This window comes from Streptomyces sp. NPDC002328 (assembly GCF_042890065.1).
Classification (GTDB): Bacteria; Actinomycetota; Actinomycetes; order Streptomycetales; family Streptomycetaceae; genus Streptomyces.
Map to the genome: position 1 here is coordinate 109,776 of NZ_JBIARQ010000018.1, position 24,788 is coordinate 134,563.

26 protein-coding genes and 2 pseudogenes are annotated in these 24,788 nt (G+C 69.4%); 16 read left to right on the forward strand and 12 right to left on the reverse strand.

Features of this window, described 5'->3' with window-relative positions:
* Positions 1-34: 34 nt before the first annotated feature.
* Positions 35-2,056, reverse strand: a complete 2,022-nt coding sequence (locus ACFYX4_RS33045; RefSeq protein ID WP_389341127.1) for a beta-galactosidase — start codon at positions 2,054-2,056, stop codon at positions 35-37.
* A 183-nt stretch (positions 2,057-2,239) separates the two neighbouring features.
* On the opposite strand from ACFYX4_RS33045, the gene ACFYX4_RS33050 reads away from it, so the two are divergent.
* The 5 genes from ACFYX4_RS33050 (at position 2,240) to ACFYX4_RS33070 (ending at position 6,886) form a co-directional block, all read left to right on the forward strand.
* Positions 2,240-3,565 (forward strand): ABC transporter substrate-binding protein, encoded by a 1,326-nt coding sequence (locus ACFYX4_RS33050; protein ID WP_389341130.1) that lies wholly within the window; start codon positions 2,240-2,242, stop codon positions 3,563-3,565.
* Entirely contained in the window at positions 3,562-4,485 is a 924-nt protein-coding gene (locus ACFYX4_RS33055; RefSeq protein WP_389341133.1) for a carbohydrate ABC transporter permease, read from the forward strand. Before ACFYX4_RS33050 ends, ACFYX4_RS33055 begins: the two co-directional genes overlap by 4 nt.
* The gene (locus ACFYX4_RS33060) at positions 4,482-5,387 is read left to right on the forward strand and encodes a carbohydrate ABC transporter permease (protein WP_389341136.1); all 906 of its coding nucleotides are present in this window, start codon (positions 4,482-4,484) and stop codon (positions 5,385-5,387) included. The genes ACFYX4_RS33055 and ACFYX4_RS33060 overlap by 4 nt, the downstream gene beginning before the upstream one ends.
* Positions 5,384-6,418 carry a LacI family DNA-binding transcriptional regulator gene (locus ACFYX4_RS33065; protein ID WP_389341139.1) on the forward strand — a complete coding sequence of 345 codons (1,035 nt, stop codon included), beginning with the start codon at positions 5,384-5,386 and terminating at the stop codon, positions 6,416-6,418. Before ACFYX4_RS33060 ends, ACFYX4_RS33065 begins: the two co-directional genes overlap by 4 nt.
* 78 nt (positions 6,419-6,496) lie before the next feature.
* Entirely contained in the window at positions 6,497-6,886 is a 390-nt protein-coding gene (locus ACFYX4_RS33070; protein WP_389341142.1) for a MarR family winged helix-turn-helix transcriptional regulator, read from the forward strand.
* Between the two features lie 44 nt (positions 6,887-6,930).
* Here ACFYX4_RS33070 and ACFYX4_RS33075 read toward each other — a convergent pair whose 3' ends face one another.
* Entirely contained in the window at positions 6,931-7,329 is a 399-nt protein-coding gene (locus tag ACFYX4_RS33075) for an SseB family protein (RefSeq protein WP_389341145.1), read from the reverse strand.
* A 173-nt stretch (positions 7,330-7,502) separates the two neighbouring features.
* Here ACFYX4_RS33075 and ACFYX4_RS33080 point away from each other — a divergent pair, with 173 nt between their 5' ends.
* The 3 genes from ACFYX4_RS33080 (at position 7,503) to ACFYX4_RS33090 (ending at position 9,909) form a co-directional block, all read left to right on the forward strand.
* Positions 7,503-7,754 carry a hypothetical protein gene (locus ACFYX4_RS33080; protein WP_389341148.1) on the forward strand — a complete coding sequence of 84 codons (252 nt, stop codon included), beginning with the start codon at positions 7,503-7,505 and terminating at the stop codon, positions 7,752-7,754.
* A gap of 82 nt (positions 7,755-7,836) precedes the next feature.
* Entirely contained in the window at positions 7,837-9,291 is a 1,455-nt protein-coding gene (locus tag ACFYX4_RS33085) for a glyceraldehyde-3-phosphate dehydrogenase (protein ID WP_389341151.1), read from the forward strand.
* Positions 9,292-9,618: 327 nt separating this feature from the next.
* Positions 9,619-9,909: a hypothetical protein gene (locus ACFYX4_RS33090; RefSeq protein WP_389341154.1), complete on the forward strand. Its 291-nt coding sequence runs from the start codon at positions 9,619-9,621 to the stop codon at positions 9,907-9,909.
* Between the two features lie 141 nt (positions 9,910-10,050).
* On the opposite strand, the gene ACFYX4_RS33095 is transcribed toward ACFYX4_RS33090, so the two are convergent.
* Both ACFYX4_RS33095 and ACFYX4_RS33100 read right to left on the reverse strand, forming a co-directional pair.
* The gene (locus ACFYX4_RS33095) at positions 10,051-10,971 is read right to left on the reverse strand and encodes an IS3 family transposase (protein WP_389341157.1); all 921 of its coding nucleotides are present in this window, start codon (positions 10,969-10,971) and stop codon (positions 10,051-10,053) included.
* Positions 10,959-11,246 (reverse strand): transposase, encoded by a 288-nt coding sequence (locus ACFYX4_RS33100; RefSeq protein WP_389341160.1) that lies wholly within the window; start codon positions 11,244-11,246, stop codon positions 10,959-10,961. Before ACFYX4_RS33100 ends, ACFYX4_RS33095 begins: the two co-directional genes overlap by 13 nt.
* 51 nt (positions 11,247-11,297) lie before the next feature.
* On the opposite strand from ACFYX4_RS33100, the pseudogene ACFYX4_RS33105 reads away from it, so the two are divergent.
* Together ACFYX4_RS33105 and ACFYX4_RS33110 are read left to right on the forward strand one after the other, a co-directional pair.
* Positions 11,298-11,531 (forward strand): annotated as a pseudogene (locus ACFYX4_RS33105) (LexA family protein); the annotation flags it as partial.
* Positions 11,532-11,642: 111 nt separating this feature from the next.
* On the forward strand, positions 11,643-12,182 hold the full coding sequence (locus ACFYX4_RS33110; RefSeq protein ID WP_389341315.1) for a hypothetical protein: 540 nt from the start codon (positions 11,643-11,645) through the stop codon (positions 12,180-12,182).
* On the opposite strand, the gene ACFYX4_RS33115 is transcribed toward ACFYX4_RS33110, so the two are convergent.
* The gene (locus tag ACFYX4_RS33115; RefSeq protein ID WP_389341318.1) at positions 12,130-12,924 is read right to left on the reverse strand and encodes an IS5 family transposase; all 795 of its coding nucleotides are present in this window, start codon (positions 12,922-12,924) and stop codon (positions 12,130-12,132) included. The two genes, ACFYX4_RS33110 and ACFYX4_RS33115, sit on opposite strands and share 53 nt — an antisense overlap.
* Before the next feature lie 474 nt (positions 12,925-13,398).
* On the opposite strand from ACFYX4_RS33115, the pseudogene ACFYX4_RS33120 reads away from it, so the two are divergent.
* Positions 13,399-13,554 (forward strand): annotated as a pseudogene (locus ACFYX4_RS33120) (transposase family protein); the annotation flags it as partial.
* Positions 13,555-13,855: 301 nt separating this feature from the next.
* Positions 13,856-14,035, forward strand: a complete 180-nt coding sequence (locus ACFYX4_RS33125) for a transposase (protein ID WP_389341163.1) — start codon at positions 13,856-13,858, stop codon at positions 14,033-14,035.
* 449 nt (positions 14,036-14,484) lie between these two features.
* Here the strand turns inward: ACFYX4_RS33125 and ACFYX4_RS33130 are convergent, their stop codons facing one another.
* Entirely contained in the window at positions 14,485-15,180 is a 696-nt protein-coding gene (locus ACFYX4_RS33130) for an alpha/beta fold hydrolase (RefSeq protein ID WP_389341166.1), read from the reverse strand.
* Positions 15,181-15,495: 315 nt separating this feature from the next.
* On the opposite strand from ACFYX4_RS33130, the gene ACFYX4_RS33135 reads away from it, so the two are divergent.
* Together ACFYX4_RS33135 and ACFYX4_RS33140 are read left to right on the forward strand one after the other, a co-directional pair.
* Positions 15,496-15,636 carry a hypothetical protein gene (locus ACFYX4_RS33135; protein ID WP_157857388.1) on the forward strand — a complete coding sequence of 47 codons (141 nt, stop codon included), beginning with the start codon at positions 15,496-15,498 and terminating at the stop codon, positions 15,634-15,636.
* 106 nt (positions 15,637-15,742) lie between these two features.
* On the forward strand, positions 15,743-16,816 hold the full coding sequence (locus ACFYX4_RS33140; RefSeq protein WP_389341169.1) for a TauD/TfdA family dioxygenase: 1,074 nt from the start codon (positions 15,743-15,745) through the stop codon (positions 16,814-16,816).
* A gap of 475 nt (positions 16,817-17,291) precedes the next feature.
* On the opposite strand, the gene ACFYX4_RS33145 is transcribed toward ACFYX4_RS33140, so the two are convergent.
* The 6 genes from ACFYX4_RS33145 to ACFYX4_RS33170 form a co-directional block, all read right to left on the reverse strand.
* Positions 17,292-17,939, reverse strand: a complete 648-nt coding sequence (locus tag ACFYX4_RS33145) for a CoA transferase subunit B (protein ID WP_389341172.1) — start codon at positions 17,937-17,939, stop codon at positions 17,292-17,294.
* A complete protein-coding gene (locus ACFYX4_RS33150; protein ID WP_389341175.1) occupies positions 17,939-18,709 on the reverse strand; it encodes a CoA transferase subunit A in 771 nt (256 codons plus the stop codon). Before ACFYX4_RS33150 ends, ACFYX4_RS33145 begins: the two co-directional genes overlap by 1 nt.
* Positions 18,710-18,849: 140 nt before the next feature.
* A complete protein-coding gene (locus tag ACFYX4_RS33155; RefSeq protein ID WP_389341178.1) occupies positions 18,850-20,013 on the reverse strand; it encodes a hypothetical protein in 1,164 nt (387 codons plus the stop codon).
* Positions 20,010-21,221 (reverse strand): Dabb family protein, encoded by a 1,212-nt coding sequence (locus ACFYX4_RS33160; RefSeq protein ID WP_389341181.1) that lies wholly within the window; start codon positions 21,219-21,221, stop codon positions 20,010-20,012. The genes ACFYX4_RS33155 and ACFYX4_RS33160 overlap by 4 nt, the downstream gene beginning before the upstream one ends.
* A 21-nt stretch (positions 21,222-21,242) precedes the next feature.
* Positions 21,243-21,767 (reverse strand): aromatic-ring-hydroxylating dioxygenase subunit beta, encoded by a 525-nt coding sequence (locus ACFYX4_RS33165; protein ID WP_389341184.1) that lies wholly within the window; start codon positions 21,765-21,767, stop codon positions 21,243-21,245.
* Positions 21,764-23,083: an SRPBCC family protein gene (locus ACFYX4_RS33170; RefSeq protein WP_389341187.1), complete on the reverse strand. Its 1,320-nt coding sequence runs from the start codon at positions 23,081-23,083 to the stop codon at positions 21,764-21,766. The genes ACFYX4_RS33165 and ACFYX4_RS33170 overlap by 4 nt, the downstream gene beginning before the upstream one ends.
* A 228-nt stretch (positions 23,084-23,311) precedes the next feature.
* Here ACFYX4_RS33170 and fdxA point away from each other — a divergent pair, with 228 nt between their 5' ends.
* Both fdxA and ACFYX4_RS33180 read left to right on the forward strand, forming a co-directional pair.
* Positions 23,312-23,653 carry a ferredoxin gene (fdxA, locus tag ACFYX4_RS33175; protein ID WP_389341190.1) on the forward strand — a complete coding sequence of 114 codons (342 nt, stop codon included), beginning with the start codon at positions 23,312-23,314 and terminating at the stop codon, positions 23,651-23,653.
* Positions 23,650-24,651: an NAD(P)/FAD-dependent oxidoreductase gene (locus ACFYX4_RS33180; protein WP_389341193.1), complete on the forward strand. Its 1,002-nt coding sequence runs from the start codon at positions 23,650-23,652 to the stop codon at positions 24,649-24,651. Before fdxA ends, ACFYX4_RS33180 begins: the two co-directional genes overlap by 4 nt.
* Positions 24,652-24,788 lie beyond the last annotated feature (137 nt).

The following is a 24,788-nucleotide window of genomic DNA, read 5'->3' on the forward strand; positions in this document are numbered from 1 at the left end:
GGCTCGTGGCTCCACGGGCGAAGGGGGAGCCGGTTCAGCCGTCGAGTCGTACGACCCGCACGGCTCCCGCCGGGACCGCGAGGCGGCCCGCGGCGCGTTCGCCCGTCAGCAGTTCGGTGCCGGGCGCGTCCAGCGGCACCTTGGCGTCGGCGTCGGTGTGGTTGATCGCGAACAGATAGGTCCCGGTGTCCCCGGAGCGCCGGACGACCTCCAGGTCGCGCGGCAGGTCGGCGCGCGGGGCGAGGCGGGCGTCGGCGGCGGCCAGGTCCAGCAGGGCGGCCAGGCCGTCCTGGCCGAGACGGGTGGAGACGTACCAGGCGCTGCCCTCGCCGAGGCGGTGGCGGGTGACGGCCGGGCGGCCGGCGGTGAGGCCGTCGGCGTACGTCCAGACGGTCTCCGCGCCGCGCGGCACCACGAACTCGCTCCACACGTCGCCGCTCAGCTCGGCCCCGTCCGGGCCGGTCACGCGCACGCGGTCGCCCTGGAGCAGGGGGGAGAACTCCTCGACGGTCAGGCCGAGGACGTCGCGCAGCGCGCCCGGGTAGGCGCCCTCGTGGACGGCGTCGTGCTCGTCGACGATGCCCGAGAAGTAGGAGACGACCAGGGTGCCGCCGTTCTCGACGTAGCGTCGGAGGTCGTGCCCGGCGGCCTCCGTCATCAGGTACAGGGCGGGCACGACGACCAGGGGGTAGCGCGACAGGTCGGCGTCGGGGCGGGCGAAGTCCACGGTGAGGTGGCGGTCGTAGAGCGCCTCGTAGAAGGCGTCGGCGCGCTCGCGCGCGTCGTGGTCCTCGCTGGGTCGCCAGGCGAGGTTCTGCGCCCACCAGGAGTGCCAGTCCCACAGGACGGCGACGTCGGCCTCGGTGCGGGTGCCGCGGATCGTGCTCAGGGAGTCGAGGGCGGCGCCGAGTTCGACGACCTCGCGCCACACGCGCGTGTCGGTGCCGCCGTGCGGGACCATCGAGGAGTGGAACTTCTCGGCGCCGCGCCGGGACTGCCGCCACTGGAAGAACATGGCGCCGTCGGAGCCGCGGGCGACGTGCCCGAGGGAGTTGCGGGCCATCTGTCCTGGGGCCTTGGCGGGGTTGCGGGGCTGCCAGTTGACGCCCGAGGTGGAGTGCTCCAGGAGGATCCAGGGAGCGCCGCCGGCGACGGAGCGGGTGAGGTCGGCGGCCATCGCGAGGTTGACGTGGGTGCGGCGGCCGTCGGTGATCAGGTAGTGGTCGTTGGAGACGATGTCGACCTCGCGGCCCCAGGCCCAGTAGTCGACGGAGTCGCACTGGCTGAGGGCGGTCATGAAGTTCGTCGTGACCGGGACGCCGGGCGCGTGGCGGTGCAGGACGTCGCGCTCCATGACGAAGTTCTCGCGCATGGTGGCGTCGGCGAACCGCTTGTAGTCGAGGGCCTGGCCGGGGTTGCCGACGGTCGGGGCGGTGCGCGGCGGGTCGATGTCGTCGAAGCTCGCGTAGCGCTGGCCCCAGAAGGCGGTGCCCCAGGCCTCGTTGACGGCGTCGACCGTGCCGTAGGCGGTCGTGAGCCAGCGGCGGAAGTGGGCGGCGCAGGAGTCGCAGTAGCAGGCGGAGACGGGGACGCCGTACTCGTTGTGGACGTGCCACATCGCCAGGGCGGGGTGGTCGCCGTAGCGCTCGGCGAGCCGGGTGGTGATGTTCGCGGCGGCGGCGCGGTAGTCGGCGTTGCTGTGGCAGATCGCGGCGCGTGAGCCGAACGCGTGGCGTACGCCGTCGGGGGTGACGGGCAGCGCCTCGGGGTGTGCGCGGTAGAACCAGACGGGCGGGCAGACGGTGGGGGTGCCGAGGTCGACGCGGATGCCGTTCTCGTGGAGCAGGCCGAGGATCCGGTCCAGCCAGCCGAAGTCGTAGACGCCCGGCGAGGGTTCCAGGAGCGCCCAGGAGAAGATGCCGACGCTCACCATGGTGACGCCGGCCTCCCGCATCAGCCGGACGTCCTCCTGCCAGACGCTTTCCGGCCACTGCTCGGGGTTGTAGTCCCCACCGAAGGCGAGCCTGGTGAGGCCCGTGGGGGTGGTCTCCGGCATGGATCTCTCCCGTTGAGTCGACCTTTTGGGAACGTGCACACATCAGATCAGCGGTGCGAGCCCAACATAACCGCACAGCAACAACCATTGACAAGTGTCCGGGATGTTTCTCTACTGTGAACGCTCACAGAAGCATGGCAGGTTCTCGCAGCAGGCGGGAACCCCAGGTCAGGGGAGAGATCCATGCCCAACGCGAAGCGCCGTCGGCTGTTCAGAAGCACGGCCGCCGCCGTCGCCGTCACCCTCGGCGGCACCGCCCTCGCCGCGTGCGGCTCGTCCGACGACGGCGAGGCACAGTCGGGACCCGTCTCGCTGACGTACTGGAGCTGGACGCCCGGCATGGACAAGGTCGCCGACCTCTGGAACAAGGGGCCCGGCAAGACCGACCAGATCACGGTCACCGTGAAGAAGCAGGCGTCCGGCGACGATCTGGTCACCAAGATCCTCACCGCGCACAAGGCCGGCAAGGCGCCCGACCTCGTCCAGGCCGAGTACCAGGCGCTGCCGACGCTGGTCAGCAATGACGCGCTGGCGGACATAGCGAAGGACGTCGGCGACGCCGAGAGCAAGTTCGCCGAGGGCGTCTGGCAGCAGACGACGCTGGGCACGGACGCGGTGTACGCGGTCCCGCAGGACATCGGGCCGATGATGTTCTACTACCGCGAGGACCTGTTCAAGCAGTACGGCCTGACGGTTCCCACCACCTGGGAGCAGTTCGCCGAGACCGCCCGCGCGCTGAAGAAGAAGGCCCCGGACACCGACCTGACCACGTTCTCCGCCGCCGACTCCGGGCTGTTCGCGGGGCTCGCGCAGCAGGCCGGCGCCAAGTGGTGGACCACCTCCGGCGACAAGTGGAAGGTCAGCATCGCCGACGACGCCACCAAGAAGGTCGCCGACTTCTGGGGCGGCCTCGTCAAGGAGGGCGTCATCGACAACCAGCCGATGTACACCCCGGCCTGGAACAAGGCGCTCAACACCGGCAAGCAGATCGCCTGGGTCAGCGCCGTGTGGGCCCCCGGCACCCTGACCACCGCCGCGCCCGACACCGAGGGCAAGTGGGCCATGGCCCCGCTCCCCCAGTGGTCGGCGAGCGAGAACGTCACCGGCAGCTGGGGCGGCTCCTCCACCGCCGTCACCACCGACTCCAAGCACAAGGCCGCCGCCGCCAAGTTCGCCGCCTGGCTGAACACCGACGGCGAGGCCCTCAACGCGCTGGCCAAGGAGGGCGGCATCTACCCGGCCTCCACGTCCGCCCAGCTCAGCGGCGCGTTCACCACCCCGCCGGCGTACTTCTCCAACCAGCCGGACTTCTACACCAAGGCCGCCGCGGTCGCGAAGACGACCGCGCCCTCCGCCTGGGGTCCGAACGTGAACGTCGCCTACACGAGCTTCAAGGACGCCTTCGGCGCCGCCGCGAAGAACAAGTCCGACTTCGCCGCCGCCCTGGCCACGATGCAGACCACGACGGTCGCCGACCTCAAGAAGAACGGCTTCGGGGTCTCCGAGTGACAAGCGCACGCCGGACGTCGTACGGGGTCAAGGGGGCCCCGTACGCGTTCCTCCTCCCCGCGACGATCCTCTTCGCGTTGTTCTTCGCGCTGCCCATCGGCTACGCGGTCTGGCTCAGCTTCCGCAAGGTGAAGGTGTCCGGGCTCGGCCTGGGCGCCGGCGCCCGCAAGGAGGTGTGGGCCGGCCTGGACAACTACACGGCCGCCTTCACCGACAGCGAGCTGCTCGACGGCACACTGCGTGTGCTGGGCTACGGCTGCATCGTCGTCCCGGTGATGCTGGGCCTCGCGCTGCTGTTCGCGCTGATGCTCGACTCCGAGAAGGTGCGGCTGGCCCCGTTCACCCGGCTCGCGATCTTCCTGCCGTACGCCATCCCCGGCGTGGTGGCGGCGCTGCTCTGGGGCTTCCTGTACCTGCCGGACGTCAGCCCCTTCTACTACGTGCTCGGCGAGCTGGGCCTGCCGCAGCCGGACCTGCTGGACGGCGGCCCGCTGTACCTCGCCCTGTCCAACATCGCGGTCTGGGGCGGCACCGGCTTCAACATGATCGTCATCTACACCGCGCTGCGGGCGATCCCGGTCGAGGTGTACGAGGCGGCGAAGCTGGACGGGGCCACCCCGCTCCAGATCGCCCTGCGGATCAAGATCCCGATGGTGGCGCCCTCGCTGGTGCTGACCTTCTTCTTCTCGATCATCGCGACGCTCCAGGTGTTCAGTGAGCCGACCACGCTGAAGCCGCTCACCAACTCCGTGTCCACGACGTGGAGTCCGCTGATGAAGGTGTACCGGGACGCGTTCCGCACGGGCGACGTCCACGGGGCGTCCGCCCAGGCCGTGATCATCGCGCTGGCCACGCTGCTGCTGTCCTTCGGGTTCCTGCGGGCCGCGAACCGTCGTACCAAGCGGGAGGCGACCCGATGAGTTCCCTTGCCGTCCACAAGACGCCCGCCGCGGCCGACGCCGGGCGCGCCGACCGGAGCCGTCCGCCGCTGCGCGGCCGTATCGCGCTCGTCCCGACGGCCACGCTGCTGTTCGGCGCGCTGTACTGTCTGCTGCCGGTGGCCTGGGTGGTGATCGCGTCCACCAAGTCGGGGCGCGAGCTGTTCTCCACGTTCACGTTCCTGCCGGGGACCGGCTTCGCCGACAACATCGGCGACCTCGACGCCTACCGCGACGGCCTCTACTGGAGGTGGATGGGCAACTCCGCCCTCTACGCCGGTCTGGGCGCGCTGCTGTCGACGTGCGTGTCCGCCGTCAGCGGCTACGCGCTGGCGACCTACCGCTTCCGGGGCCGCGAGACGCTGTTCAACGTGCTGCTCGCCGGGGTGCTGATGCCGCCGGTCATCCTCGCCGTGCCGCAGTACCTGCTGCTGGCGGAGGCGAACCTCACCGACTCGTACTGGTCCGTGCTGCTGCCGCAGATCCTCTCCCCCTACGGCGTCTACCTCGCGCGCATCTACGCGGCGGCGGCCGTGCCGGCCGACGTGGTGGAGGCCGGGCGGATGGACGGGGCGGGCGAGTGGCGGATCTTCACACGGATCGCGCTGCCGATGATGATCCCGGGACTGGTGACGGTGTTCCTGTTCCAGTTCGTGGCCGTGTGGAACAACTTCCTGCTGCCGTACATCATGCTCAGCGACGACGAGCGGTTCCCGATCACGCTCGGCCTCCACACGCTGCTGGAGCAGGGCTCCAACACCCCCGCGCTGTACACGCTGGTGATCACCGGCGCGTTCCTCGCGGTGATCCCGCTGGTGGCGCTGTTCCTGGTCGTGCAACGGTTCTGGAGCCTGGATCTGCTGTCCGGAGCCGTAAAGTCATGACCATGAGCAACGGTGCGGGGGGCAGGCGCAGACCGCCGACGATCCACGACGTGGCGCGCGAGGCGGGGGTCTCGCGGGGCACCGTCTCGCGCGTGCTCAACGGCGGCCACTACGTGAGCCCTTCCGCGCAGGAGGCGGTCAACGCCGCCATCCGCAAGACGGGTTACGTCGTCAACCGGCACGCCCGGTCGCTGATCACCGGACGGTCCGACTCCGTCGGCTTCCTGCTCACGGAGCCGCAGGAGCGGTTCTTCGAGGACCCCAACTTCAATGTGCTGCTGCGGGGTTGCACCCAGGCGCTGGCCGCGCACGACGTCCCGCTGCTCCTGATGCTGGCGGGGACCGAGGACGAACGGCGGCGCATCACGCGGTACATCACCGCCGGGCACGTGGACGGGGTGCTGCTGGTCTCCAGCCACTCCGGGGACCCGATCGCCACGGAGCTGCGCGAGGCGGGCGTGCCACTGGTGGCGTGCGGCAAGCCGATCGGGCTCGGGTCGAAGGTGAGCTATGTGGCCGCCGACGACCGGGACGGCGCGCGGGACATGGTGCGCCATCTGCTGGGCGTCGGCCGCCGCCGGATCGCCGTGGTCACCGGTCCGCTGGACACGCCGGGCGGGGTGGAGCGGCTCGCCGGCTACAAGGAGGTGCTCGCCGAGGCGGGCGTCGCCCACGACGAGCGGCTTGTCGTCTCCGGGGACTACAGCCGGGCCAGCGGCGAGGCGGGCGCGGAACTGCTGCTGGCGCGGGCTCCGGACCTGGACGCGGTGTTCGTCGCGTCCGACCTGATGGCGCAGGGCGTGCTGGCGGCGCTGCACCGGGCGGGGCGGCGCGTCCCCGAGGACGTGGCGGTCGGCGGCTTCGACGACTCCCCCGCGGCCACGGCGGCGAGTCCGGCCCTGACCACGATCCGCCAGCCCTGGGACCGGATCAGCAGCGAGATGGTGCGGGTGCTGCTCGCCCAGATCGGCGGCGAGGACCCGGCGGCGGTGATCCTGCCGACGGAACTGGTCACACGCGAGTCGACGTGACCACCTGCGTGCCGGTTCTCTTGCACCCGCACTAGTTGCACAGTAAATAAAAGGCGACATCGGTGTTACCGTGCGGGTATGGCAGCGAAGACGGTCGAGGCGGGCCTCGAACAGCGGTGGCGGGACATCCTGTCGGTGCACGCGCGCACGATGTGCGAGATCGACCGCGCGCTGCATCCGCACGGCCTCGGCGCGAGCGACTTCGAGGTGCTCGACATCCTCGCCGCCGAGGCGCCCCGGCACGGCGACCAGTGCCGGGTGCAGAACCTCGTGGGCCGGGTCCACCTCAGCCAGAGCGCCCTCTCCCGCCTCATCGGCCGCCTCGAGAAGGACGGCCTGGTGGAACGCTCCGTCTGCATGGAGGACCGCCGCGGCGTCTGGGTCGCCCTCACCGCGAAGGGCCGCGACCTGCACACAGAGGTACTGCCCCTCCAGCGGGCGGTACTGGAACGGATGCTGGGCGGCTGACCTGCCGGGCGGCTGATCTGCCGGTCGGCTGACCGCCCGCCGGCTCACCTGGCCAGCAGCGTGCGGACGCCCTCCGAGGTGAGGGTCAGGGGGTGGTCGCCCGCCGCGTCGATGGAGAGCGAGAGTTCCCCTTCCGGCCACTGGTGGGCGAGGGCTCCCAGGGGGACCAGTCGGTAGCGGGCGACGTCCGGGAGCAGGTCGGCCATCTCCGGCTCGGAGGTGAACACCGGCACCACGGACGCGCCGCCGGGCTGCTCCAGCACGGGCAGCGCCAGCGTGCTGGGGTTGGTGACGTCCTCGTCGGTGGCGTCGTCGGGGACGGGGACGAGCACGTCGCAGTGGGCGAGGGTGTCCAGTGCCTCGGTGTCCCCGGTGTCCCTGGCCAGCGCGTCCAGCGCTTGGGCGGCGGGGGTCGTGTTGGGCTCGTGGGCGGGTGTTTCCATGGCTTTTCCCCAGATGGCGGCGGATGGACGGTCCGGCCTCGCGTACCCGCTCCCACTGACGTCAATCGGGGTGGGGTCGTCGATTCGTGGTTACCCGGGACCTTTCCACCACGACGCCGGGACGTTTCCACCACGACGCCGGGACCTTTCCACGACGACACAGGAGGACGGACGTGAAGCAGCCGGGGCAGCCCCCTAGCACCGCACGGCACGAGGAGGTCTTCCGGGCCCTGGCCTCGGCCGAGGAGCGCAACGGCGGTGAGCCGGTCCATCTGGAGGAGATCTCCCGCGGCGCGGGACTCGGCACGGACGAGACGCAGATCCTGCTCGACGACCTCAGGCGTCTGCACCACCGGGTGACCGAACTCGCGGGCAGCGACCGGCCGGACCTCGGTCCCCGCTTCGGGACCGCGCCGCGGCTGTGAGATCGCAGGCACAGGGCCGCCCGCAGGGCCGAAACAGAGGGGGGTTATCGTATGAGCGCTGCCTAGCTCGAAAGAGAATCCTGTGACTGTCAACGACGACTCGTTCACCAACTGGAAGAACCGCGAGGAGATCGCGGAGTCGATGATCCCGATGATCGGGAAGCTCCACCGGGAGCGGGACGTCACCGTCCTGCTGCACAGCCGCTCCCTGGTGAACAAGTCGGTGGTCAGCATCCTGAAGACCCACCGCTTCGCCCGGCAGATCGCCGGTGAGGAGCTGTCGGTCACCGAGACGCTGCCCTTCCTCCAGGCCCTCACCACGCTCGACCTCGGCCCGTCCCAGATCGACATCGGCATGCTCGCCGCGACCTACCGGGCCGACGACCGCGGTCTGTCGGTGCTGGAGTTCACCGCGGAGGCCGTCGCCGGCGCCACGGGCACGGACAAGATCGACCGCCGCGAGCCGCGTGACGTCGTCCTCTACGGCTTCGGCCGCATCGGCCGTCTCGTCGCCCGGCTGCTGATCGAGAAGTCCGGCTCGGGCAACGGTCTGCGGCTGCGGGCCATCGTGGTGCGGGGCGGTGGCGAGCGGGCCGGCGAGGACATGGTGAAGCGCGCCTCCCTGCTGCGCCGCGACTCCGTGCACGGCCAGTTCCAGGGCACGATCACCGTCGACGAGGCGAACAGCACGATCGTCGCCAACGGCAACGAGATCAAGGTGATCTACGCGAACGACCCCTCCGAGGTCGACTACACCGCGTACGGCATCAAGAACGCCATCCTCATCGACAACACCGGCAAGTGGCGCGACCGCGAGGGCCTGTCGAAGCATCTGCGGCCCGGTGTCGACAAGGTCGTCCTGACCGCGCCCGGCAAGGGCGACGTGCCGAACATCGTGCACGGCGTCAACCACGACACGATCAAGCCGGACGAGGACATCCTGTCCTGCGCGTCCTGCACCACCAACGCGATCGTCCCGCCGCTGAAGGCGATGGCGGACGAGTACGGCGTGCTGCGCGGGCACGTGGAGACCGTCCACTCGTTCACCAACGACCAGAACCTGCTGGACAATTACCACAAGTCCGACCGCCGCGGCCGTTCCGCGCCGCTCAACATGGTCATCACCGAGACCGGTGCCGCCTCCGCCGTCGCCAAGGCGCTGCCCGACCTCAAGGCCCGGATCACGGGCAGCTCGATCCGCGTCCCGGTGCCGGACGTGTCGATCGCGATCCTCAACCTCCAGCTCGCGCGGGAGGCGGACCGCGAGGAGGTCGTCGACTACCTGCGCCATGTGTCGCTGACCTCGCCGCTCAAGCGCCAGATCGACTTCATCAGCGCGCCCGACGCGGTCTCCAGCGACTTCATCGGCTCGCGCCACGCCTCGATCGTGGACGCCGGCGCGCTGAAGGTGGAGGGCGACAACGCGATCCTCTACCTCTGGTACGACAACGAGTTCGGCTACTCCTGCCAGGTCGTCCGCGTCGTCCAGCACGTCTCCGGGGTGGAGTACCCGACGTACCCCGCGCCGACCGCCTGACCGACCATGTAGGATCCGCGGATCAGTGCGCAATGCAGGTGGGAGATGCGCACTAGATGCACAATTCCGGAACTTGATGCGCACTGACTCCGCTCCGTAACTACATCTTGTCGATTTTTGTGATCATTAGGTGCGTCGCGATACTGAAGCTCCATACCGTTGAGGCATGGCGACTCAGAGTTCGACCCAGGCTCGCCGGGGGCCCAGCCCACCTACCGCGTCGTTCCGATATGAGGACGAGACGGTGCGGGAAGTTCCTTTTGACGAACTACGGTGACGGACTTCAGGGGATCCAAGCCCTGGCGCACGGTGCGGTCGGTTCACGGCATGGCCCACCACTCCGGCTCGTATGCCTCGGCGACGACGAACGGGCTCGTTGTATATGAGAGTCGGCTGGAGTTGGCCCGCTTACTGCTGGCCGACTTCGATCCAGCCGTCCAAGCCATCTATGCCCAACCCTTCCGGATGACAGCCAAGATCGACGGCCGAGTGCGACATCACGTGCCGGATCTTTTGCTGACCATGCAGTCCGGCGTAGTCCACGTCGTGAACGTCAACCCGCGGATCTACTGGCCGATCCCAAGATCAAGGATGCCTTGGCATGGCCAGGAAAATTAGTCGGGCGACGCGGCTGGGGTTATGAGGTGTGGTCCGGAGCAGACCTGATCCTGCTGGAAAACGTTCGATTCCTGGCAGCGTATCGCCGACCGGGAGTGGTACCTGCCGAGGTGTCAATCCCCTCGATCTGTGGAGACCTTCCTATGCAGCCAGTTCCTCGGTGAGGCTGGCCTGGTAGCTGTGTTCGTAGTCGATCGGGCTCTTGAAGCCGCACACGCTGTGTAGCCGACGGGTGTTGTAGAAGTCGGTGATCCAGGTCGCGATCCGGATCCGGGCCTCGGTGCGGGTGGCGAAGGTGTGCCGGTGGACGTACTCGACCTTCAGCACGCTGTTGAACGCCTCGCTGACGGCGTTGTCGAAGCAGGAGCCGACCCGGCCCATGGACTGGAAGACGCGCAGCCGGCGGCAGGCCCGGCGGAACCTCCTGGAGCCGTACTCACTGCCGCGGTCCGTGTGGAAGATGACGCCGCGCACGTCCCCGCCGCGGGTCGTTGCGGCCATGTGCAGGGCGGCGACGACCAGTTCGGCATCGTGGCGTGCGCCCATCGCATAGCCGAGCAGGCGGCGGGAGAAGAGGTCGATGACTGTGGCCAGGTAGAGCTTGCCCTCGCCGGTTTCGATCTCCGTCATGTCCCCGCACCAGACCAGGTCGGGTGCCTCGGCGGTGAAGTCGCGGCGCACGAAGTCCGGTGCGGCCGGCCGCTTGCCCGGGCGGGTCAGCCCCCGCCGTCTGCGTACCTTGCGGGCGACCAGGCCCAGCTCGGCCATGATCTTCGCGATGGTGTTCACCGAGACCTGCCAGCCCTGCCTCACCAGCCTGATCCAGATCTTCGGCGAGCCGTAGGTGCCGCCGGAGTCGTCGAACTCTCCCTGCACCGCTTCGGTCAGATGCTGTCTGCGCAGCTCACGTCGGGTGGGTTGGCGGGTGCGGTGCTTGTAGAACCATGACTCGCTCACGCCCAGGGCGCGGCAGGAGATGCGGTGCGAAATGCCGTGCTCGGTCCTGAAGTCGCTGATCACCCCGACGACGGACGCCGGGTCCGCCACGGCTACTTCACCCACAGGACCATGCAGCGTTTGAGGACATCACGCTCCATGACCAGTTCCTTGTTGTCCCGCTTGAGCTGGGCGTTCTCCCGCCGCAGACGCTCCAGCTCGTCACTCCCGCCGGCCGGTACGGTCCCTGCCCGACGGGCGCGGGAGACCCAGCTCGCCAGGGTGGTCTCGTTGATCCCCAGGTCCTCGGCGACCTCCGCGATCGTCTTGCCGGTCTCCGTGACGATCCGTACAGCTCCCTCACGGAACTCCGGATCGAACTTCCGTCGCTTCTCCGCCATGACTCCCAACTTCCCCTGCAGTCAGGGCCTTCACGCTACGAGGGGAGGGACATGGGTGACGGCAAGCTGTTCGCACTGACCGTGGTCGGCGACTCCATGATCGACGCGGCGATCTGCGACGGCGACATCGTCGCCGCGCTTCTGGACGACGAGGCCACCGTGAAGGTCCTGAAGCGACAGGACGGACAGGTGTGGCTGATGCCGCGCAACCCGTCCTTCGAGCCGATCCCCGGCGACGACGCACGCATCCTCGGCAAGGTCGTCGGCGTCCTGCGGCTCCTCTGAGCTTGTCATTTAAGAAGCCGTATCTCAACCGAACTGGATCGTGTGATTCCTGCTGGTCAGGCATGGTTTCGCTCGGAGTGAGGGAAACATGCGGCGTCTTGTGTCCGCTTGATGGTCGAGGGGTGCGCTGTGGCGTCGGTGCTGGGAATGTTGGAGGAGCGGGAGGCGGCTGCCCGGGTCCGGGTGGAAGGGCTGCGGGAGGAAGTCGCGCGGCTGACTGAGGTATTGGAGGCCGCGGAGATCGAGCTGGACCGGCGGGTGATCGCGCGGGAGGAGCTGGTCGAGGCCCTGGCTGTCTCTGCGGCTGAGTCCACTGCCGGGGCCGGGGCGGAGCGGGAACCCGTGTCCTCTCCCGTGCGGGGCTCGACGGTGCCGCCCTGGCGGGACGGGTTGCCGGTGACGGTGCTGGCGCCGGATTATCAGCGGCTTCTGGGTGTGCTGGAGGAGGGGCGATCAGCGGGCAGAGGGCCGCTGAAGGCCAGGGAGATCGCGGTGGAGCTGGGCTTGGAGACAACGCCGGCGAAGGTCGAGGGGCTGCGCTCGAAGGCCAGGCGTCTGGCGGAGCGCGGGTGGCTGGCGCAGGAGTCGTCAGGGACGTTCAGCGCTGTCCGGCGGTCCGTGGCCTTGCCAGACGCCGACCCATCCGCGTGATCATCGACCATCGGATCATCGCTTCGCTGGTAGCGGGCAGAGATTCGTAATCCCTCGCCAGGCGGCGGGAGTTCATCAGCCATGCGAATGTGCGCTCTGCCACCCAGCGCCTGGGCAGCACCACGAATCCCTTCATGTCGTCGGTGCGCTTGACGATCTGCAGGGTGAGGGCGAGTTTCTGCCGGCACCAGTCGACGAGGTCGCCGGTGTAGCCGCCGTCGGCCCAGACGAGGGTGATGTCGCGGTGCAGGCGGTGCAGCCGGGTCAGCAGGCCCGCGGCGGCGTCCCGGTCGCCGATGTTCGCGGCGGTGACCGCGACGACCAGGAGCAGGCCGAGGCAGTCGGTCACGATGTGCCGCTTGCGGCCCGGCACCTTCTTCCCGCCGTCGTAGCCGCGTGAGGCGGCCGGCACCGTCGCGGCGGCCCGTACCGACTGCGCGTCGATGATTCCGGCCGTGGGCTCGGCCTCACGGCCCTCGCGCTCACGCACCCGACCGCGCAGCCGGTCATGGAACTCGGTGATCAGCCCGTGCTCGCGCCAGCGGCGGAAGAAGGCGTAAACACGGCCCCAATCGGGGAAGTCCGCGGGCATCGCTCGCCAGGAGATCCCGCCCGCGACCAGATACCGGACCGCGTCCAACATCTGACGGTGGCAGTAGCCCTCGGGCTGTCCGCCCCGCCCCTGAAGCCAGGCCGGCACCGGCAGCAACGGCCGGATGGCCGCCCACTCCGCGTCCGTCATGTCCGACGGATAGCGGCGGACCCGGTCCGGATGATCGGCCGCATTCCCGTACACGTGCGCGAGGCAATCACACGATCGGGAGCCGAAGTTGAGAACAGCGGGCGTAAGCGCGTACAACTGCGACAACAGGGCCTCCTGGTACTGCTCGGTTCGGTTCGCACCTCCGAGCTACCAAGGGGCCCTGCCTTCATGCGCCGACCGACAGAACATCACCCCGGCGAGAAACCTGTTCGACCTGAACGTTCCATGATCGGTTGAGATACGGCTTCTCAAGGCTGAACACCTGAGTTGGCCACAAGCGAACAAGTTCCCTCGGTTCTGGCGGGTCACGTGACGTTCCCTGCCCTTGCACGCGTCGCGACCCACAGGACTATGTGTGATCGGGGAGCATGATCGACGTGCTTATCGCAGAGTATTGAGGACCTGTTTCCGCACCTGAGCCCAGTGGCCGTCGATCGGGTGGAGTCCGATGGTGTGTCCGCGACGTTGTCCGTACGGTCTTCCGCGCCGGCCGCAGCGTGTTCCGGCTGCGGCGCCCGGTCTGCGCGGGTTCACGGCCGCTACCGCCGTTCGTTGGCGGACTCTCCGGTCGCCGGGCGCGGGGTGAAGGTTGTGGTGACGGTGCGCCGTTTTAAATGCGTCAACGACGCGTGCTGCCAGACGACGCTCAGCGAACAGGTCCCGGACCTCACCTCGCCGTTCGCCAGGCGGACGCCGACGCTGACGAAGGCGCTGGTGTCGATCGCGCTGGCGCTGGCGGGCCGGGCCGGAGCCCGGCTCGCCACCCGGTTTGGTATGCCGTGCGGCCGTGACCTGCTCATCAAGCTGATCCGCGCGCAGCCCGCGCCCGAGGTCCCGAAGGTGACCGTGCTCGGCGTCGATGACTTCGCGACCCGGCGCCGTCACTCCTTCAACACCATCCTGATCGACAATGGAAACGCACCGGCCAATCGACGTGCTGCCGGACCGCGAAGCCCAGACGCTGGCCGATTGGCTGGCCGCGCATCCGGGCGTCGAGATCGTGTGCCGGGACCGGGGCGGCGCCTACGCTGAGGACGTCCGGGCAGGCGCACCGAACGCTACGCAAGTCGCAGATCGCTTCCATTTGTGAAGAACCTGTGTGAGGCGGCGCAGAAGACGGTCGTGGCACACCACGGCTGCCTGCGTCAGGCAGCCCGTGCCGAGGCCGAAGTCCAACTCGAGGAACACGCGCCCGCGCCGGAACTCCCCGGCCCGCCGAGCCGGAACTACCCGCTGGCCGACCGGACTCGACAACGCTACGCCGACGTGCGGGAATGCCTGGCCCGCGGCTTGTCCAGGGCGGCGGTCGGCCGCGAGTTGAACCTCGACATCCAGACCGTGCGCCGCTTCGCCGACGTCGCCATCGTCGAGGAACTGTTGGCCAAGGCCGAGCGCCGGTCCAGTCGACTGGACCCTTGGCGCGACGTGGTCAACCAGTACTGGAACGCCGGAGTGACCAATGCTCAGGACATCACCACCGAACTGCGCGTCCTGGGCTTCACCGGCAGCGTCCAGATCGTCCGCCGCTACCTGAGGCCACTACGACCGCACGGCGACGGACGCAAACGCGGCCCCGGAAAGTCCGCGCCGACCACACCGGCGATCCCCAAACCGCGCCAGGTCAGCCGCTGGACGCTCACCCATCCCGATCACCTCGACCAAGACGATGCGCTCGGGCTGAAAACCGCGGAGCGTCACCAGCTGCGCCACGAATCCGCCGACCGACCAGCCGAGCAGGTCGACCTCGTCGAGGCCCAGAGCCGTCAGGAAGTCGAACGCCGACTCGGCCATGCCCTCCCTGGTCGTCGGTACGTCGCCGGTGCTCTCACTGACGCCGGCGTTGTCGAAGTCGATGATCCGCCGGTCCTGGGCGAGGACTTCGAGGAAGGCGGGGTCCCAGTGGTCGAGGGTGCCGCGGAAGCGCTGCAGCAGGACCAGCGGGGGTACCGGGGCGTCCTTGCCGAAGTCCCGGTAGGCGTATCGGGCGAGACGGCCCTTCACGTGGCCATGAACACGAGAGGAACCGCGACATGTCCGATCTCTTGGGCCACGCACTCGGTGCTCACGGCGTCGCGACCGCTGACGCCGAGTGCGGTCGATGCACGTACAGGGCTCCGCGGGTGGGCTCCTGTGGGGGTGTTGCTGTGGACGCGGTACCCGACTGAGGGGTGCACCCGAACGCTGGTCGCGAGAGTCACGGTGTTCATACAGGTCAGGTGCAGGAAGCTTTACCACCCAGCAGGCGAAGTATCCGTCGGCGAGATCCGTCCCCGATGGCGGACGGGCAGGAGATCGCCGGCAAGCTCAAGCCCGTTCCCCAACATCTCGTCGTTCCGTGTGCCGCGTCCCGGTCCAGCGTTTCGCGGGCTTGTCCGCGCAGCCGCAGCACATCTGCCGGCGCTGCGGCCGTCAGGCCCCCTACCACCCTGGGGGCTCCACGCGGGCGCCCATTCACCTTGCCGTAATGCATCACGAGACGACGTCTCGCATATTGACCTCGACTCAGACGTCTCCTATGGTTGAGGTACTTCTCGAAAGGACGGGACCAGCATGAGGCCAGTCGCTCTGATCGGCGTCCTGCTCGTGTCATGCGCCGGCCGCCGGACCTACGACGAGCCGCTCAGCTACTTCCCTCCCCGGGAGGGACTGCGCCCCGGCACGGCTGTCGGCGAGCCTCAGACTCCCTTCTGAGTGCAGTTCGTCGCCGCGCGACGAGCCCCCGCCACACCGAACGTCCGTCGTCCGCCGTGTCTTCGCCGACGGGCTGTGCCATCACATTTTCGAGGAGTGCATCATCGTGACCACCACTGTCGACCTTCAGCCGATCTCCGGGCCTTCCGCCTGGCGCGGCGACGAGCTGTCGAAGTCCACTGACTGGATCTACGTACTCAGCGACGCCGAGCGCACCGAACTGGAAGACCTGGGACGGCGCTTCGTCGCCGACAACCCAGACCTGCGCACCGTCACCGCCGCCAACTACCCCTTCGACGCCTGTCGCGCCCTCAACGACGAGTGCGCCCGCCAGATGGACGCCGGCCGGGGCTTCGTCCTGGTGCGCGGGCTGCGCACCGAGGAGTACGGCGACCCCATGGCCGCGGCCATCTTCTTCGTCATGGGCCTGCACCTCGGCCAGCCGATCGGGCAGAACCAGCGGGGCGACCTGCTCGACCACGTGATCGCCACGTCGAACATGACGCTGTCCGACGAGGGCGCGCTGCCCTCCCGCGTACGCGACCGGCTCCCGTTCCACTCGGACAGCTCCGACGTGGTCGCCCTCATGTGCCTGCGCGGCGCCAAGGAGGGCGGAGCCTCCAGCCTGGTCAGCGGCACTACGATCTACAACGAGATGCTGCGCCGCCGGCCGGACCTCGCTGCGCGGCTCTTCGACACCTACCACTGGGACTGGCGGCGTCAGGACCCCGACTCCCCGGAACTCACGTACACCTCGCCGATCATCAGCCACGTCAACGGCGTCTTCAGCACCTACGCGGGCAACTCGATGATCTTCAGCGCCCAGGAGTACCCCGGCGTCCCCCAACTGACGCTTGACCAAGCCGCGGCCATCACCCTCTTCGACGAGATCTCGCAGGAGCCCGGCCTGCCGATCGACATGGCTTTCCAGCCGGGGGACGTGCAGTGGCTGCTCAACTACGCCGCACTGCACTCGCGCACCAGCTACATCGACCACCCGGAACCGGAGCGCCGCCGACACCTGCTGCGTCTGTGGCTCAAGCGCGACGTCGGCCGGCCGCTGGCCCCCCGGTTCGGCAAGCATGTCGTCGTGATGGGTGAGCCCACTACACCCCTGGTGCCCGGCGGCCGGTTCCGCATCGCCGACGCCGTCACCGTCAATGACGACTGGGGAGTGTGACGCATCGCCCTCCCGGTGAAGGCCGCGCCTCTCGGACAGGGGCCGCTCGACCAGCGCCGCTGACCGTCGGGGTGCCGCCCTGGAGAAGTACCGACCGCCGCAGCCATAGCGACCCTATGGCTGCGGCGGTCGTTTTCCACAGCCACGAGGTTCACGAGCGCGCCCACGCAGCCGGGTCAAGTACGTCGAGCGGCCCGTCGGCTCACGGCCGACGGGTCGGTGATCTCCACACGCCGGGCCTGGATCCGGGCGCGAGCTGGGTGACGTACATCGGTCGCCGGCGGACCTGGGCCGTGTGTACGGCCTTGATCCTGGTCGGCGACGAGTTCGGGGTCCCTCACCGACGGCGACGGCGCGTCGGGCATGGATCACAGCCTCCAGGCCCGACGCGCAGCCCCTCGACGGTCGCTCCGGGAACGGTGACCGGCAGGCAGCACGGGCGTGCTGCCAGGTCGTACGCGCCACGGAGGGCCGGCTACGAGCGGGTTCCGTAAGGGATGAGCAGATTCGCCGCCGTCTTCACAGTGATCTCCTCCGCGGTGACGCCGGGGGCGGTCTCGACGAGGAGAAGGCCGTCGTCGGTGACGTCGAGGACGCCGAGGTCGGTGATGATCCGCTCCACGCAGCCCTTTCCGGTGAGCGGCAGGTCGCACTCCCGCACGATCTTCGGGGTGCCGTCCTTGGCGGTGTGGGTCATGGTGACGATCACCCGGCGGGCACCGTGCACGAGGTCCATGGCGCCGCCGATACCGGTCACCATCCTGCCGGGGATCGCCCAGTTGGCGAGGTCACCGCGTTCGGAGACCTGCATGGCGCCGAGCACTGCCGCGTCGATGTGGCCGCCGCGGATCATGCCGAACGACAGGGCGGAGTCGAAGTAGGCCGCGCCCGGCAGGACGGTGACGGTCTCTTTGCCCGCGTTGATCAGGTCCGGGTCGACCTCGTCCTCGTACGGGAAGCGGCCGGTGCCGAGGATGCCGTTCTCCGACTCCAGCACGACGTGGACACTCTCGGGCAGGTGGTTGGGGATCAGCGTCGGCAGCCCGATGCCCAGGTTGACGTACTCGCCGTCGCGCAGCTCGCAGGCCGCGCGGGCGGCCATCTCGTCCCGTTTCCAGGCCATCAGACCCGCACCTCCCTGGGCGTCACCGTGAGGTTCTCGATCTTCTTGTCGGCGGCCTGCTCGGGGCTGAGGGCCACCACGCGCTGGACGAAGATGCCCGGCAGATGGACGTGGTCGGGGTCGATCGCGCCCGGTTCGACGAGCTCCTCCACCTCGGCGATCGTGATACGGCCCGCCATGGCGGCGAGGGGGTTGAAGTTGCGGGCGGACTTGTTGAACACGAGGTTGCCGTGCCGGTCGCCCTTGGCCGCCCGCACCAGGGCGAAGTCGGTGGTGATGCCGTGTTCCAGGACGTACGCGGTGCCGGCGAAGTCGCGGACCTCCTTGGCCGGTGAGGCGACGGCGACACCGCCCCCGCCGTCGTAGCGCCAGGGCAGCCCGCCGTCGGCGACCTGGGTGCCGACCCCGGCCGGGGTGTAGAAGGCCGGGATGCCGCAGCCCCCTGCCCGCAGCCGCTCGGCGAGGGTGCCCTGCGGGATCAGCTCCAGCTCGATCTCGCCGCCCAGGTACTGGCGGGCGAACTCCTTGTTGCCGCCGATGTAGCTGCCGGTGACCCGGGCTATCCGGCCCGAGGCGAGGAGCATTGCGAGGCCGGATTCTCCCGCCCCGCAGTTGTTGGAGACGACGTCGAGTCCCGTGATGCCGGCGTCGTGCAGGGCCTGGATCAGGGCCCCAGGGATTCCGCTGAGTCCGAAGCCGCCGACGGCGAGGGACGCCCCGTCCGGGACGTCCGCCACCGCCTCGGCCGCGGAAGCGACCATCTTGTCCATCCGCCCGCCCACTTTTCTGCAGGGCGAGGGCGCCCTGCGCTGATTGGTTGTTCGCTCAGCAGTTGTCACTGAGTAGCTGTCGCCGGTGTGCTGTTCGCTGAGTGACATGAAAGGTCCGGTCGGTGCCGGGATCCGGGGCGCTACGCCTGCAGCTCGGTCAACAGCCGGCGGTAGACGCGCGCGTAGGCGGTCAGCTGCCCCAACGACAGGGCATCTCGACGGGGATCATCGGCGGCTGGCTTCGCCTGCGGGCCGAGGCGCACGGTCTCGACGCCGTGAGCACGCAGTACGACGCCGTCGGTCGATCCCGTCCAGCCGGTGACCGGCGGCGGCTGCGCACCGAACTCGTCGAGCCAGGCCGCCCGCGCGGCCGTCACCACCGGGGCGTCGGCCGGCGTCGCCGCTGCTGCCGCGACCGGCTCGGCCTCCACCTCGACCGCGCAGTCGCGCAGCGCCGACTTCGCGCACCGTGCCCGCAGCCGGTCGGCCAGCTCGGACGCCAGCGCCGTCGGTTCGACCCGGTCACCTGCGACGACGTAGAGATCGATCCGCAGCTGGGCCGGCAGCAGGTCCGGCTTGTCCGGCCATCCCCCGCTGATCGCGCCGATGCCGCACGCCCGGCCGGTCTGTCCCGTCCGCGCGTCGGCGGCCAGGTAGTCCGTGCGCCAGCGGGCCAGCTCCTCCAGGACGACGCCGGCCTGGGCGACGACTCCCCCGGGGGGCGTGGCGGACTCCGCCGCCATCGCCGCCCCGGAGCGGCCGGTCACCGTGACCGTCAGGTAGAACGCGCCCGGCTCGTGCCACAGCAGGGTGGGCGGGCCGCACTTGGCGACGACCGCCGACCGCGGCAGTGGGTACGAGTCGGCGTAGGCATCCAGCCCTGTGGTCCCGCCGGCGCGGCGGTGCGTGCCGGAGCCGGCGAGCAGCAGCCGTCCGGCGCCCGCCTCGGCGAACGCGACCAGCGCGGCCGCCGCCGGCCCGCGGGCGACCCCGAGACCGAAGCCGGTCACCACGTCGCCGTCCACGGCGAGCGGAGCGACGGACGCGGCGTTGCCGGTGACAAGCGGGTTGTGTGCCCCGCCGTCGTCCAGCGACGTGTCGAGATGGGAGTACAGCAGCGGCCCGGCCCCGTGCGTGGCGATCAGGCTGCCGCCCGCGGGGCCGTGCTCCACCACCTGCCACTCGACGTGCGGCCACCGGTCGGCGCACCAGGCGCGCAGCCGGTGGGCCGCCGTCCGTTCCGCGCCACGTGGCGCGGGGGTCGCGTCGAGCAGGCGCAGGACGTCAAGCAACTGCTGTCTCAAAAACGTCCCCAGTCGTCGGACGCCGGACGCCACACGTCGATGTTGCGCGGGTCGGCCGGCATCCTGCGGGCCCGGTGCGTCTCGTGCTCCTCCGGCGTGAACACCCGGTGCCGGTCGCACAGTTCGAACCGCGGGCCGAAGCGCGTGTCGTGCAGGTAGAAGGCGATCGACGTCGACGCCGAGTGGTTGACGATGTCGGAGGCGATCGGCGCGCCCTTGTACAGCGCGCGGGCGCGCATCCGCATGACGTGGTCGAGGCTCTTCATCGCGAAACACAGGTGCGCGACGTAGTGCTCCTTGTTGTTCTGCACCGCGAGGCTGTGGTGGTAGCGGTCCTCGCCGCGGAAGAACGTGGTCGAGCCGACGACGTAGTCCGAGGGTACGAACTTCAGGATGTTCTGGTAGAAGTCCAGCGACTCCTCGTACTTCGCGGTGGCGATGAAGGGGTGCACCAGGTCGAGCGGCCGGATCTCGGTGTGCGGCGGCTCGGCGTACTCCTGGAACTCGGTGAACAGCTCGATGACGAGACCGTTCGGGTCCTTCACGGCGAAGCCGTTGTCGCACAGCGCCTGCTGCCGCTCCTGCAGCTGGAGGACCTCCAGGCCGGCGTCGAGGACGCTCTTGTGCAGCTGGTCGAGGACCTCCTCGCTCTCCACGCTGTAGCCGACGGCGGTCGTCCACCCGTCGGTCCGCTCGGGCGCGTTGATCAGCTCGATCGCGTGGTGCTCGATGTCGGCGCGCAGGTAGGCGTACTCGTCCGTACGCTGCTCCAGCTGCAGTCCGACGTGGTACTCGAGGAAGTCGATCGTGGCCTGCATGTCCGGAACCTCGATCCGGGCGTACTCCATGCCGTACGGGGCGTGCGGGCGGGTGCTCACTGGGGATGTCCTTCCTGCAGCGAGCGACGGACGCTCGGCGTACTCGAACGAGGTGATGGCCTGTCGGCCGATGACCGGTCGCCAGCGCGTGTGCACGAAGTTCTCGTGGGACTCGCTGCCGAGATAGGCGAGCAGGTCGTCGCGGCTGTCGAAGTCGACGGCCATGGTGTGGGTGAAGGTCTGGTCGCGGGTGCTGATGTTCTCGCCGAGGACGAAGCCGCGCATTGCCGGGTATCGGTCCGGGAAGGTGCGCAGCTCGGCCAGCACGGACTCCCGCGTGGCCTGGTCGACGCCGTCGTCGAAACGGAAGGACAGGGTGTGTCGGATCATCGGGTCACCGTCCGTCGCCGGCTAGAGGATGAAGCTGAGCCGGGCGCCTGCCGCCAGCGACTCGTGGCCGAGGATCGAGCGCCGCAGCCGGAAACGCAGTCCGTCCTCGGCCGGCACCAGTACGTGCTCGTACCAGCCGACGTAGGCGTCGAAGTGTCCGTCGCGGGCGCGGTGCACCACGAAGGACGCGGCCACCCGGAAGGAGTCCTCGGTGTGCTCGGACAGCCGCACGTTGGACACCAGCCGGTGCGTGCGCGAGTGGGGGTTCTCGGCGTGCGCCTTGCGGGACTTCATGCGCTTGACGCGGGCGAGGATCAGGTCCCAGTCGTCGTCGACGAAGGATCCGGTCTCGTGCGGGGACCAGCCGGGGCGGTAGTCGGTGGTCGGGATCTCGTAGCGGGCGCCGGGCTCGAAGAGGGCCAGCCAGCCGTCGTAGTTCCAGTGATCGAGGATGTCCGCCTCCGCGTAGAGGAAGTCCTCCACCTCGGGCCGGGTGATGGTGCGTCCCCCGCATCGCACGGAGTGGGTGTTGGTGATCGCGCTCATCGCACGTCCCTTCCCACGAGGAAGGACGCCGGACGCCGGCCATGGACCTGGAGGCCGTTGTCGAGCCCGACGGCTTCGATCCAGTGCCGCCAGAAGCCCCGCATCGCGCCCTCGTCGATCGACCTGCCCTGCACACCCTTGACCTCGTCGGCCATGCCGCGCGACATGTCGCTGTAGTCCAGCTCGGGCGCGGCGGTGTCGGCCGTGGCCTGGATGCCGCGCTGGACCGCCTCGTACGCCTCGATGTCGTCCGGCGTGGCGAGCCCGCCCGGGCCGACGAAGCTGACGACCGTCTTCATGCGCAGGGCGCGGGTGTCCGGGTCCTCGTTGCGGGGCACCAGCTGCCAGGCGCGCACGTCGGTCTGGTCGGGCGCCACCGGCTCCAGTTGCCGGATCGACAGGCCCTCGATGTCGAACAGCAGCAGGTTAGGGAACACGAACAAAATGTGGCTCTCGTCGGCCACGTGATGCGCTCGCTTCTCCCCCAGCCGCTGTGTCATCTCGGCTCGGTGGGCCTCGGTGCGCACCCGCTCGGCCTCGCCGAAGCGCGGTTCCCACTCCATGCTGATCCGTCCGCCGTGCCCGGTGAGGACCAGCAGCCCGTGGCCGTTGCCGAGGTTGTAGGCGTACTGGTTGTCGTCGGTGACGGCGTAGCCGCTCTCGCGGAGGTAGCCCACGAACGTGTTGTGCGTCGGCGCGAAGTGGTATCCGTCCATCGCGTTCTCGACGGCGAGTTTCCAGTTGCCCCGCACGCTGTACTTCTGTGTGCCGGTCAGTGTGGTCATGCCGCCGACGTGCTGCTGTTCGATCATCGTCATGTAGTCGGCGGCATCGCCGAGGTGTTCGAGCAGCGGCGGAACGTCCGGATCGAAGGCGACGAAGACGAATCCCTCGTGGATCTCCAGGCGCGGCACGCCGCGCAGCCCCATGGACGCCTTGAACTCGTCGCTCGACTCGTACGCGTCGGCGTCGGGGATCGCGGCGAGGTCACCGTTGTTACGGAATGTCCAGGCGTGGTAGAAGCACTGGAAGAGCCTGGTCGAGCCCTCGCTCTCGCGGCACAGCACCGTGCCGCGGTGCGGGCAGGAGTTCAGGAAGGCGTGCACCTCGCCGGCGGTGTCCCGGCAGAAGATCAGCGGCCGGCCGCCGAGGGTGCGGACCTTGAAGTCGTTGGGGTTGGGGATCTCGGTCTCGTGGCCGAGGTAGAGCCAGGTGTGTGTCCACACCCAGCCGCGTTCCCGGGTGAAGATCTCCGCGCTGCGGTAGGCCTCGCGGTTGACCCGGAAGGTGAGCAGGTCCCAGTCCTCGACGATCATCGGTTCTGGGACGGTCCGGGGGTTGCTTCCCATTACGGCGTTTGCCTCTCACAAGTCCCGACCCGAGCGGCGTGCTGTGAGACGCCATCTCGTATGTCGCATCAGCTTCCACTAGCACACGCGGCGATGTCAAGCAATCACCTGATGGTTGACACCCTGGACCGACGCCGTCATCATGCATTCCACGTTCCGCATTAGAAGACGCCATCTCGCATACTGTGCGACCGTGTGAAGGGCAAGAAGCCCGTGCCGTACGTCATCACTCAGGCATGTCTCGACGTCATGGACAAGTCCTGCATGGAGGAGTGCCCGGCCGACTGCATCTACGAGGGCGACCGGATGCTCTACATCCAGCCCGACGAATGCGTCGAGTGCGGGCGCTGCGAACCCGTCTGCCCACAGATCTCGATCTTCCACCACGAGGACCTGCCGGCCGAGTCCCAGCAGGCCGAGCGCATCAACGCCGAGTTCTTCACCCTCGGAATCGTCGGAGCCGAGCCGCTCGGGTCGCCCGGCGGCGCGCGCAAGGTCGGCCGGGTCGGCCACGATCACCCCGAGGTGGGAGCGTGAGTGGCCTCCCGACCGCCAGGGGCGAGGGCTCCGAGGTGTCTGTCGATCTGCTCGTCATCGGCGCCGGCCCGACGGGGCTGTATGGCGCGTACTATGCCGGCTTCCGCGGCCTGAGCGTCGCGGTCGCCGACGCGCTGCCCGAGGTGGGCGGCCAGATCGCCGCGCTGTACCCCGAGAAGCTCGTCTACGACGTGGCCGGCTTCCCCGCCGTCCGCGGCCAGGACCTGGTGGACCGGCTGGCCGAGCAGGCCGGGCGGTGGAACCCGACCTACCTGCTCGGGCACGGGGTCATCCGCCTCGACGACGCGGGCGGGGGCATCGTCGCCACCACCGACGCCGGCGCGCGGATCACCGCGGGGGCGGTGCTCGTCTGCGGCGGGATCGGCAACTTCGTCCCCCGCGAGCTCCCGGTGGGCTCCGACTACCTGGGCCGGGGGCTCCGGTACTTCGTGCCGCGCCTGGACGAACTCGCCGGACAGGACGTCGTGGTGGTCGGCGGCGGGGACTCCGCGCTGGACTGGGCGCTGTCGCTGGAGCCGATCGCCTCGTCGGTGACGCTGGTGCACCGGCGTACGCGGTTCCGGGCCCACGAACGCACCGTCGAGCAGGTGCACGCATCCTCCGTGCGAGTCCTGACGCCCTACGAGGTCGAGAAGATCTCCGGCGACGGGGCGGTGTCGGAGGTCGTGGTCGCGGGCTCCGGGGGCGACCGGATCAGCCTGCCCGCCCGATGCGTGGTCGCCGCGCTCGGTTTCCTCGCCGATCTCGGCCCCATCGAGCAGTGGGGACTGGAGCTGCGCCGCCGGCGCATCCTCGTGGACCGCACGATGCGCACAAACCGGGAACGCGTCTTCGCGGCCGGCGACATCGCCGACCACGACGGCAAGGTCAGCCTGATCTCGATCGGCTTCGGCGAGGCGGCCCTCGCCGTCAACCACATCGCCTCCCTGCTCGACCCGGCACGCTCTCTCACACCGGGACACTCCTCCGACATATGAGGTCGTCGCACCAAGTCGGCGACCTGACGCGGGGGGGGGGGGGGGGGGGGGGGGGGGGGGGGGGGGGGGGGGGGGGGGGGGGGCGGGCGGGGGGGGGGGGGGGGGCGGCCCGCGCCGCCCCCCCCCCCCCCCCCACG